This window comes from Mesorhizobium sp. M0496 (genome assembly GCF_040321205.1).
Taxonomy (GTDB): domain Bacteria; phylum Pseudomonadota; class Alphaproteobacteria; order Rhizobiales; family Rhizobiaceae; genus Mesorhizobium.
Genome location: NZ_JAMYRC010000084.1, coordinates 1 through 9,987, shown reverse-complemented (window position 1 = coordinate 9,987; position 9,987 = coordinate 1). Strand labels below are relative to the sequence as shown.

Genomic DNA, 9,987 nt, shown 5'->3' with positions numbered 1-9,987 from the left:
ACCAATTGCCAGCAAGATGCGAAGGGCAAACTGGAGCAAAGATTTCTTCTATGACCTCTTTACTCATATGCGATAGCCCTGCCCTTGAGGGGGAGATGTCCGGCAGGACAGAGGGGGGTGTTTGCACGCCAGCAGTCCGTCATTTCGCGGGATTATTCCGATGACAGCCGCGGATCACCCGCCTTGCTTCGTGCCGAAATCGACCTTTGGCGTCTGCAGCTTGTCGTCCTCGATGGTGAAATTGGCGAAAGGCTGGTTGCCGCGGAACCAGAAGGTCGCCCACAGCACCGACGGGAAGGTCCTCAACGTCAGATTATAATCCCGCACTGCCTGAATGTAATCGCGCCGCGCCACCGCGATGCGGTTCTCGGTGCCTTCGAGCTGCGCCTGCAGAGCCAGGAAGTTCTGGTTGGCCTTGAGGTCGGGATAAGCCTCCGACACCGCGATCAGCCGCGACAACGCGCTCGTCAGTCCTGCCTGAGCATCCTGGAACTTCTTGAAGGCTTCGGGGTCGTTCAGCGTTTCCGGTGTCACCGTGATCTGGGTGGCTTTGGCGCGGGCTTCGACCACCGCGTCGAGCGTGTCCTTTTCGTGCGAGGCGTAGCCCTTGACCGTCTCGACCAGATTGGGGATGAGGTCGGCGCGGCGCTGATACTGGTTCAGCACCTCGCTCCATGCCGCCTTGGCGCTTTCCTCAGCTGTCGGGATGGTATTGTAGCCACAGCCGGCAAGCAGCGGCAGCACGATCGCCATCATCAGGAAGGCTGGCAGCGTGCGGAACATGGACGGTGAAGCAAGGCGCTGGGCAAACATGATGGATCCCTCGATGGAAAGTTGCATGCGAAGCATTACCACAATCAGCGCGCAAGAAAATGACCTCGGCGGGCACGGTTATCGACACGTTACCGTCAGCCGCAAGGCCCTGTAATTGGTACGGCGAACGCGGTAAGGTCGCTGCCGAAACGGGACATCATCATGGCGGAACGCCAGGACAGCGAGAAGGAAGCGCGCCGTATCCTCGAGCGTGTTGCGCGCGAGACGGATCCGGCCGGCAACTCGTTTGTGGCGCGGGCCACGAAAGGCCTGCACGATCACGTCACCGCGGCCGATGCCGATCGTGCCGATCCGATCGAAGTCTGGGGCACCCGCATTGGCCGGACACTCGGCCTGCTGCTGGCGCTGGGCCTGATGGTCTGGCTCGTGCTTTACGTCATCCGGGGCAGTTAGGAATCAAACAACAATGAGCGCCGAACAAGCCGACGCGCCGCGTGCGGTCATCGTCATTTCCAGCCATGTCGCACGCGGCTCGGTCGGCAACCGTGCCGCCGTGTTCGCGCTGGAGACGCTGGGCTTTCCGGTCTGGGCCGTGCCGACGGTCATCCTGCCCTGGCATCCCGGCCATGGACGGGCAACGCGTATCGTGCCGCCGCTCGACCAGTTCAAGGCGCTGCTGGCCGATCTCGAGCGGGCGCCGTGGCTGGGCGAGGTTGGCGCCGTGCTGTCGGGCTACCTCGGCGAGGCCGGCCAGGCCGAGGCTGTCGCCTCGCTGGTGGCCGCGGTGAAGGCAAGGACGCCCGACGCCGTCTATATCTGCGATCCGGTGATGGGTGATTCGGGTGGCCTCTATGTGCCTGAACCGACCGCCATCGCCATGCGCGACCGGCTGATGCCGATCGCCGACATCGCCACCCCCAACCGCTACGAACTGGAATGGATGGCCGGCGCGCCCTTGCCCGACCTGAAATCGGTGATCGCGGCCGCCCTCCATGCCGGGCCATCGACCATGCTGGTCACCTCGGCGCCGTCGATGATGACGGGCGGCACCGGCAATCTTCTGCTCGGCGGCAACCAGGTGCTGCTTGCCGAGCATCGCCTGATCGACAAGCCGCCGAATGGCCTGGGCGACCTGACGGCGGCGGTCTACCTGGCGCGCATCCTGTCCGGCCAGCCGCCGATCAAGGCGCTGCAATCGACGACGGCGGCGGTCTACGAGATCCTGGCGCGCACAGCCAAGCGCGGCGGCGACGAACTGCAGCTCGAAACCGATGCGCAGAGCCTGTCGCACCCGATGGCGATGGTGCAGCTGCGCCACCTCACGCATCCAGGGCGGGACCGCCGGGCGTGATACCGACTAAGGTCGTGCTTGTCGGCGTCGACGGCTGCAAGGCCGGCTGGATCGCCGTGCGGCGCGAACTCGGTTCGACACCTCGTAACCCCGGTTCGATAGCTTCCGTCGCGGTCTTTGCAAGCTTCGCTGCCCTGCTTGCCTCACTCCCCGACGATGCTGTCATTGCTGTCGACATGCCGATTGGGCTGCCCGAATTTTCGAGCAAAGGTGGGCGCGGCCCCGAAGCGCTGGTGCGCCCGCTGCTTGGGGCACGCCAATCCAGCGTCTTCTCGATCCCGTCCCGCGCCGCGCTCTATGCCGACACCAACGACTTCACCACCATCGAAGCCTGGTATGCCGCGCACATCAGGGCAAGCGGGGTGGCCAAGACCACATCCGACCCACCGCGCGGCGTTTCGATCCAGGCGTTCGGCATTTTCGCCAAGATCCGCGAGATCGACGCACTGCTGATCGCGCGACCCGATTTGCGCGGCCGTGTGTTCGAATCGCACCCGGAGGTCGCCTTCTGCCGGCTGAACGGCGACCGGGCCATGCAGCTGCCGAAGAAGATCAAGGGCGGCATCAATCCGGCCGGCATGGCGGAACGCAAGGCGCTGCTCTGCCGGCATGGCTATGAGATGGATTTTCTCGATCAGCCGCCGCCGCGCGGTGCCGCCGCCGATGATTTCCTCGACGCGGCCGCGATGATGCTCATCGCCGGTCGCATTGCCGACGGTGAGGCAAGGCCGTTTCCCGACCCGCCGCTCACCGACAATTTCGGCATTCCTGTCGCCATCTGGGCGTGACCGCATCGCCCAGAGCCGCGCTGGACGCATGCATTTATAGCTAGCGCCCGCAATTCTGCATTGCTCGCAACAGGCTTTTGCCGTTAGAGCCTCTTCTGACCGCAACGAGCTGCCGCATCCAACCCGGAAAGGCTCCAGACGCCGCCCATGTCTCATCTCCCCGACCACCTTCTCGCCGGCTACCGCAATTTCATGACCGGCCGCTATCCCACCGAGAGCGGACGCTATCGCGAGCTTGCCCGCGAAGGCCAGGCGCCGGAAACGATGATCGTCGCCTGTTGCGATTCCCGCGCGGCACCCGAAGCGATCTTCGACGCCGGGCCCGGCGAACTCTTCGTGCTACGCAATGTCGGCAATCTGGTGCCGCCCTACGCGCCGGACGGCGAATTCCATTCGACCTCCGCCGCGCTCGAATTCGCCGTACAGAGCCTGAAGGTCAAGAATATCGTCGTCATGGGCCATGGCCGCTGCGGCGGCATCCGCGCCGCGCTCGACACCAATTCCGCACCGCTGTCGCCCGGCGACTTCATCGGCAAATGGATGAGCCTGATCGCACCGGCCGCCGAAACCGTGTCCTCCAGCACCTTCATGACGGCGTCGGAGCGCCAGACTGCGCTCGAGCGCATCTCGATCCGCTATTCCATCGCCAATCTCCGAACCTTCCCTTGCGTCTCGATCCTCGAAGGCAAGGGTCGGTTGTCGCTGCACGGCGCCTGGTTCGACATTTCGACCGGTGAACTCTGGGTGATGAACAAGGAGACAGGCGATTTCGAACGGCCGGAGCTGGGATGAACGCAGCGGCGAGCAAGGTGGTGAACCTCCGGTCGACCGTTTTGACGGCGGCTGCGCTGCTGATCGCGATTATTGCCGCCCGCGCCGATGACCGCGCCATCATCAGCCGCTGGTATTCGGCGCTGCTGGTCGCCGACCGCACAGAACTGTCCGACCTGCTCGCCGACGATGTCCGCATCAAGCTGGACGACCTCGGCGTCGTACAAAGCAAGCAGGAATTCATCGCCTCCATCGACGAATGGAAAGGTGCCGTTGCCGGTGCGGCGATCCGGCACCGGATCGAGAAGAGCGAAGGCGGCGTCACCACGGTGGTCGCCTGTTACGATTTCCCCAACAACGACATGCTGATGCAGGAAACCTTCGCGGTGGCCGACAACCGCATCACCGCCAGTTCGCAAGCGGCGATCGCCGAGAACTGCGACGGCTTCTAAGGCGGATATCGGCCAACCGCGATATTGCGGGTCCGCCGGCCACGCCCTACATCGGTACCGACCCGCCCCGCCTGCCTTCACCAGCGAAAGACCGTTCATGCCTTCCACGAAAGCCGTCGACCTCGCCGCCCATCCGCTGACTGCGTGGCAAGGACCGCTCGGCCTGCCCGATTTCACGCGCATCGGCGACGGCGATTTTTCCCCGGTCTTCGATGCCGCGCTGAAGGCGCATGAGGCCGAGATCGAAGCGATCGCCGCCAACGAAGATACGCCGACCATCGAGAACACGCTTGCCGCGTTGGAACTCGGCGGCGAGGCGCTCGAGCGTGTCTCGTCGATCTTCTGGTGCCGCGCCGGCGCCCACACCAATGAAGCGATCCAGGCGCTGGAGCGCGACATCTCGCCAAAGATGTCCAGGCATTTCTCGGCGATTTCGATGAATGAGAGGCTGTTTGCCCGCATCGACGATCTCTACCAGCGCCGCGAGAGCCTGAAGCTGGACGCCGAGACCCTGCGGGTGCTGGAAAAGACCTGGAAGGGCTTCGTCCGATCCGGCGCCAAGCTCGACGCCGACGGCAAGAAGCGGCTGGCAAAGATCAACGAGGAGCTGTCCTCGCTCGGCACGACTTTCGGCCAGAATGTGCTTGCCGACGAGCGCGACTGGGCGCTGTTCCTCGACGAGGCCGACCTGGCCGGCCTGCCGGACTTTCTGAAAAGCTCGATGGCCGAGGCGGCCGAAATGCGCGGTCAGAAGGGCCGCTATGCCGTCACCCTGTCGCGCTCGATCTATGAGCCGTTCTCGACCTTCTCCGAACGCCGCGACCTGCGCGAGATCGCCTTCCGCGCCTTCACCATGCGCGGCCAGAATGGCGGCGCCACCGACAACACATCCGTTGTGCGCGACATGCTGAAGCTGCGCGCCGAAAAGGCAAAGCTGCTTGGCTACGCCTCCTTCGCCGCGCTGAAGCTCGACGACACCATGGCCAAGACACCGAACGCCGTGCACGCGCTGCTTGACCCGGTGTGGGAGAAGGCGCTGGAAAAGGCTGCGGCTGACCAGACCGACCTGCAGCGACTGGCAGCGGAAGCCGGCAGCAACGAAAAATTCGCCGCCTGGGACTGGCGCTTCTACCAGGAGAAACTGCGCGCGGAAAAGTTCGCCTTCGATGAAGCCGAACTGAAACCCTATTTGCAGCTCGACCGGATCATCGACGCTTGCTTCGACGTGGCGACACGGCTGTTCGGCATAACCTTCGTGGAGAAGAAAGGCATCGCGATCTGGCATCCGGATGCCCGCGTCTTCGTGGTGAAGAATGCCGACGGCAGCGAGCGCGGCCTGTTTCTCGCCGACTATTTCGCTCGGCCGTCAAAGCGTTCCGGCGCCTGGATGAGCGCGCTGCAGTCCGGCTATGGACTCGGCCACGGCTCGAAACCGGTGATCTACAACATCATGAACTTCGCCAAGCCGCCGGTGGGCGAGCCGGCTCTGCTGTCGGTCGACGAGGCGAAGACGCTGTTCCACGAGTTCGGCCATGCGCTGCATGGTATGCTGACCGACGTCACCTGGCCGTCGGTCGCCGGAACTTCGGTCAGCCGCGATTTCGTCGAACTGCCCTCGCAGCTCTACGAGCACTGGCTGACCGTGCCGGCTGTGCTGGAAAAGCACGCTTTGCACGTCAAGACCGGCAAGCCGATGCCCAAGGCGCTGCTCGACAAGATGCTGGCCGCGCGGACTTTCGGCGCTGGCTTTGCAACTGTGGAATTCACGGCCTCTGCCTTGATGGACATGGCCTATCATGCGCGGCCTGATGCACCGCAGGAGCCGCTTCGTTTCGAAGCCGAAACGCTTGAGAAGCTTGATATGCCAGATACCATCGCGATGCGCCATCGCACCCCGCATTTCGGCCATGTCTTCTCAGGCGAAGGCTATTCGGCCGGCTATTACTCCTACATGTGGTCGGAAGTGCTCGACGCCGACGCCTTCGCCGCCTTCGAGGAAACCGGCGACCCCTTCAACCCAGCGCTCGCCGAGCGGCTGAGGAAGAACATCTACGCCGCCGGCGGCTCGAAGGACCCGGAGGAGCTTTACACGGCCTTCCGCGGCAAGATGCCGTCGCCGGAAGCGATGATGGTGAAGCGGGGATTGGTGTAGCGCTTGGCCATCTCCCCCCTCGAGGGGGAGATGGCCGCGAAGCGGCCAGAGGGGGTCGTTGCGCGTGAAGCGCCGACCTCGCGCAGAAGAAGGCCGAGCCCAGTCGGACCGACCCCCTCTGTCGCCTTCGGCGACATCTCCCCCTCAAGGGGGGAGATTACCAGCACCCTTCCAAGGGTCAGCCACCCGCGGCCACACCGGTCGCGTCAGCTTGGTGTAGTTGGTCACCGCCGGATTGCTGGGATACGAACTCGGCGCCGAGACATAGATGATCTCGGCGGCGATCGGCTCGAAGCCGGCGTAGAAGTGATTGGTCGACTTGATCAGCAGCATATCCTTGGCCAGCGGATCGACGCCGATATTGGAAAAGATATCCGGCTCGAAGGTCTGCGTGCGATTGGTGTTGAGGATGATGTCGATCTCGGTGCCTTCGAGGCGGACCAGCGCCGTCGGCCCCAGCGTCACGCGGCTCGGCCCGAAACTCTGCCAGCCCTCCGCAACCGCCTTCAGCACCTTGACGCGCGCGTCGATCGGCTCGCCGGCCTGCGGCCCGGCTTTGCCGCCGAAGCGCAGGTCGATGACGGCGCCCTCGCCCGCCGCCAGGCAGAAGGTGACCGCGATCGGATCCCAGATCGTCGCAACGCCGACATTGTTCAGGCCACGCGCCAACATCTGGCGCAGCACGAAGGTGCCGTCACCTGGAACGCCGCCGCCGGGATTGTCCCAGATATCGGCGATGACCACCGGCTTGCCCGGATTCTTGGCGCGCACGGTCAGCGCCCGATCGATGCCGTCGGCGGTGCTCAGCATCGTCATCGCCGTCTTCTCGCGCAGCGCATAGAGTTCGCGCCCCAGCCGTTCCGCCAGCGCGTCGCCCTTGGCCTTGTCGTTGTCGGTGATAACAAGGATGCGCGTGCCCATCTCGGCCACATCGGCGGCCATGAAGCCGTGAATGACGGAAACCGACAGCACACCGTCCTTGCCGTGCAGCGCCTTGATGCGGTCGACGAAGGAGCGCATCGGCTCGCGGCTGGTCGGCAGCACCTGGATCATGCGACAGTCGAAGGTCGAGATGACCGGCTTGATCTCGCCACGCACTGCTGCCAGCCCGAGTTCGACGACGTGTTCACCGCGCTCGTAGAAATCGGTGTGCGGAAATTCGAGGAAGTAGGCGAGGATGTCTGAAGCCGCGACGCGCTTCGGCGTCAGATGGCTGTGCGGATCGAGTTCCACGGCGATCACCACCTCCGGCCCGACCATGTCGCGGACGCGTTCGAGCAGATCGCCTTCGCAATCGTCATAGCCTTGCGCCACCATCGCGCCATGCAGGCCGAGGATCACCGCGTCGACCGGCAGCGCTGCCTTGAGTTGGCCCAGGATCTCGTCGCGCAGCGTCTCATAGGTCTGCCGCTGTACCAGGCCGCCCGGCTCCGCCCAGGTGGCGGTGCCCTCAATGACGGTGAGGCCTTCTGCTGCCGCGCGCCGGCGGAGCGCGACCATCGGCGAGGAGCACAGCGTCGGCGTTTCCGGATGCTTGCCAGGTCCGGCATAGAAGGCCATCTCGAACGAAGCCCGGTCGGTCGGCACCGGCGAGAATGTGTTGGTTTCCGTCGCCAGCGAGGCGGTGAAGATGCGCATGAAAGCTCCGTGGGCCTAGAGCAATTCCAGGGAAGGGTGAAGCGGTTTTCCGCCCGGAATTGCGTCAAAACAAAGAAGAAATAGAGCGGCTATTTGACCGCCCCGAGCGCCAGCCCGCGAACGAGGTAGCGCTGCAGCCAGATGAACAGGATCGCCACCGGCAAGGTCGCCAGCAGCGTCGCCGCCATGACGTGGTGCCATTCGATCGTGTAGCGGCCGGCGACCAGCGAGAACACCTGGATCGGCAGCGTGTAACTCTCCTGGCTGCGCAGCATGGTCAGCGCGACGACAAATTCGTTCCAGGCATTGATGAAGGTGAAGATCGCGGTCACCGCGATCGCCGGCAGGCAGAGCGGCAGGAACACCTTGCGCAAGCTCAGCCAGCGGCCGGCACCTTCCATCCAGGCCGCCTCCTCGAGATCGCGCGGAATGGTGTCGAAATAGCTCTGCAGCATCCAAACCGTGAAGGCGACGTTGAAGGCCATGTAGATGAAGCCGAGCGCGGTGGTGCTCTCGACCAGGCCCCAGGCGGCCATCAGCCGGAACAGGCCGAGCACCAGCACGATCGGCGAGATCATCTGCGAAATCAGCAGGAACTGGCGCAAGGCGCCGTAGCCGGCAAAGCGAAAGCGCGACATCGCATAGGCAGCCGGAACCGAGATCAGGATGGCGCCGACGGTGGCGATCACAGACACGTATAGCGAATTGAGCAGCGCCTGGCCAAAGCCGGTCGCCACCCACATGTCGGAAAAATTCGACCAGCGGAATTCGCTCGGCCACCAGGTCGGCGACAGCACCTCCTGTCTTGGCTTGACCGCGGTCAGGAGCATCACGGCGAAGGGAAAGAGCGTCACCACGATCACCGGCGCCAGCAGCAGCCAGGCTATGATCGAACGCTTGATCTTGCTTCTCATGCGCGTTGCTCCCGCATCGCCAGCCGCACATAGATCATGGTGAAGACCAGCAATATGGCGAACATCACCAGCGACACCGCCGAGGCTTCGCCGAGTTTGCCGATGCGGAAGGCCAGCTTGTAGAGATGGGTGACCAGGATGTCGGTCGAGTTGGCCGGGCCGCCCTGCGTCATCACCCAGATGATCGGGAAGGAATTGAAGACGTAGATGGTGTTGAGCACGATGGCGATGTTGATGAACGGTTTTAAGAGCGGAAAGGTGATCTCGCGGAACTGCTGCAGCGGCGTCGCTCCCTCGAGTGCCGCCGCCTCGTAGAGATCGTCGGGGATCGACGACAGACCGCCGAGGAAGATCGTCGTCGTGAACGGTACCGTCACCAGGATGCCGATCAGCACCTGCATCGGGAAAGCGGTCTCCGCGCTCGCCAGCCACTGGATGTTGTGGTCGATGAGGCCAAGGCCGATCAGCGCCGAATTCAGCATCCCGCTTTCGCCGCTCAGCGCCCAGCGCCAGACCACCGCGGTCATGGTCAGCGACACCGCCCAGGGCAGCATGATGATGACGCGGGCGATGCCGCGGCCATAGAAATCGGTGTTGAGGATCATCGCCACCGGGATCGACAAGAGAAGCGCACCGCCGACGACCATCACGGTCCACTGGCCGGTGCGCCAAAGAGCGGCGATGAAATCGGGATCGGCAGTGAGCGCTGCGAAATTGGCGAAGTCGTTGAATTCGCGAAGCTGGCCGAAGCGGTTGACATCATGTGTCGAGATCTGGATCAGGTCCCAGACCGGCCAGAAGATAACCACCGCCGCCAGAAACAGGCTGGGCAAGGTCAGGAGATAGGGCAAGAAACGGTTTTGCATCGGCTGGCTTCATACCGTGTTGCGGGTGGAGATTGGATTGCGCTGGCTTAAAAGATTGACTTAATCCCGCCTCGTTCTTCTCAAGGCACCGCTTCAGGATTCCTTGCAACCGTCGGCGCGCCCCTCACCTGCCTGCCCGTCCTTCGCAGCAGTTGCGGAAGGCGGCCTTCCTCTCCCCCGTCGATCGGGGGAGAGGTGGGGCGCGGCCCAAGCCCGGGGGGGGGGGGGCCCCGGGGGGGGACCGGCGCGGTTTGGTTGGCGGAGGTGGGGCGGGCGATGTG

At 63.9% G+C, this 9,987-nt stretch carries 10 protein-coding genes; 6 read left to right on the top strand and 4 right to left on the bottom strand.

The genetic code is table 11. The features are described from left to right. Nucleotides 1-174: 174 nt before the first annotated feature. The gene (locus NKI73_RS33080; protein WP_352636209.1) at nt 175-813 is read right to left on the bottom strand and encodes a LemA family protein; all 639 of its coding nucleotides are present in this window, start codon (nt 811-813) and stop codon (nt 175-177) included. A 162-nt stretch (nt 814-975) separates the two neighbouring features. Between NKI73_RS33080 and NKI73_RS33075 the strand changes: the two genes are divergently transcribed. The 6 genes from NKI73_RS33075 to NKI73_RS33050 all read left to right on the top strand — a co-directional run bounded on the left by NKI73_RS33075 (nt 976) and on the right by NKI73_RS33050 (nt 6,288). After that, entirely contained in the window at nt 976-1,227 is a 252-nt protein-coding gene (locus NKI73_RS33075; RefSeq protein WP_352636207.1) for a hypothetical protein, read from the top strand. A gap of 13 nt (nt 1,228-1,240) precedes the next feature. Next, nucleotides 1,241-2,125, top strand: coding sequence for a pyridoxal kinase PdxY (gene pdxY / locus NKI73_RS33070; protein WP_352636205.1), 885 nt, complete (start codon nt 1,241-1,243; stop codon nt 2,123-2,125). Then, nucleotides 2,122-2,913 (top strand): DUF429 domain-containing protein, encoded by a 792-nt coding sequence (locus NKI73_RS33065; protein WP_352636203.1) that lies wholly within the window; start codon nt 2,122-2,124, stop codon nt 2,911-2,913. Before pdxY ends, NKI73_RS33065 begins: the two co-directional genes overlap by 4 nt. Nucleotides 2,914-3,060: 147 nt before the next feature. Continuing rightward, nucleotides 3,061-3,705: a carbonic anhydrase gene (locus tag NKI73_RS33060; protein ID WP_352636201.1), complete on the top strand. Its 645-nt coding sequence runs from the start codon at nt 3,061-3,063 to the stop codon at nt 3,703-3,705. Further along, nucleotides 3,702-4,136: a nuclear transport factor 2 family protein gene (locus NKI73_RS33055; protein WP_352636199.1), complete on the top strand. Its 435-nt coding sequence runs from the start codon at nt 3,702-3,704 to the stop codon at nt 4,134-4,136. Before NKI73_RS33060 ends, NKI73_RS33055 begins: the two co-directional genes overlap by 4 nt. Nucleotides 4,137-4,233: 97 nt before the next feature. Further along, nucleotides 4,234-6,288, top strand: coding sequence for a M3 family metallopeptidase (locus tag NKI73_RS33050; RefSeq protein ID WP_352636197.1), 2,055 nt, complete (start codon nt 4,234-4,236; stop codon nt 6,286-6,288). Nucleotides 6,289-6,432: 144 nt separating this feature from the next. Here the strand turns inward: NKI73_RS33050 and NKI73_RS33045 are convergent, their stop codons facing one another. From NKI73_RS33045 to NKI73_RS33035, 3 genes are all read right to left on the bottom strand, one after another. Then, nucleotides 6,433-7,926 (bottom strand): M81 family metallopeptidase, encoded by a 1,494-nt coding sequence (locus NKI73_RS33045; protein WP_352636195.1) that lies wholly within the window; start codon nt 7,924-7,926, stop codon nt 6,433-6,435. 89 nt (nt 7,927-8,015) lie between these two features. Further along, entirely contained in the window at nt 8,016-8,840 is an 825-nt protein-coding gene (locus NKI73_RS33040; RefSeq protein WP_352636193.1) for a carbohydrate ABC transporter permease, read from the bottom strand. Beyond that, nucleotides 8,837-9,706 (bottom strand): carbohydrate ABC transporter permease, encoded by an 870-nt coding sequence (locus tag NKI73_RS33035; RefSeq protein WP_352636191.1) that lies wholly within the window; start codon nt 9,704-9,706, stop codon nt 8,837-8,839. Before NKI73_RS33035 ends, NKI73_RS33040 begins: the two co-directional genes overlap by 4 nt. Nucleotides 9,707-9,987: the final 281 nt, after the last annotated feature.